Here is a 343-nt window from a genome sequence, read left to right on the forward strand (position 1 = left end):
GTGATCAGAGTTTTAGATTGAGATCCCCTAAGAATTAACAGGCGCAGCTATTTTTCATTATAAAAATAGGGTAGAAAATATCACAGCAAAACCTAGCAATACAATTCCGACTATCACAATCCAGTTCAGATTATTTATTGATAGAAAGACATAATCTTCTCGTTCAATTGTTTTGATTTCAAGACGATGTTGCACCAATGCAATGATTAATAAAATAATATATAGACCAATAAAAGTAAGACCGATCGCGTGAGCAGCATTTTCCGTAATTACAGGATTCGCCTCTGGAAATCGTTCTCTCAAACTTTGTGTGATTTGCTCGAAGGCAATGCCAAATCCAATG

Annotated in this window: 1 protein-coding gene; it reads right to left on the bottom strand. The window is 35.3% G+C overall.

The window, feature by feature from the left end:
- Window positions 1-57: 57 nt before the first annotated feature.
- A partial coding sequence (locus R0J92_RS22070) for a hypothetical protein (RefSeq protein WP_411053225.1) occupies window positions 58-343 on the bottom strand: 286 nt, incomplete at its 5' end.

The sequence above is a fragment of the Tritonibacter sp. SIMBA_163 genome (assembly GCF_046535935.1).
GTDB lineage: Bacteria > Pseudomonadota > Alphaproteobacteria > Rhodobacterales > Rhodobacteraceae > Epibacterium > Epibacterium scottomollicae.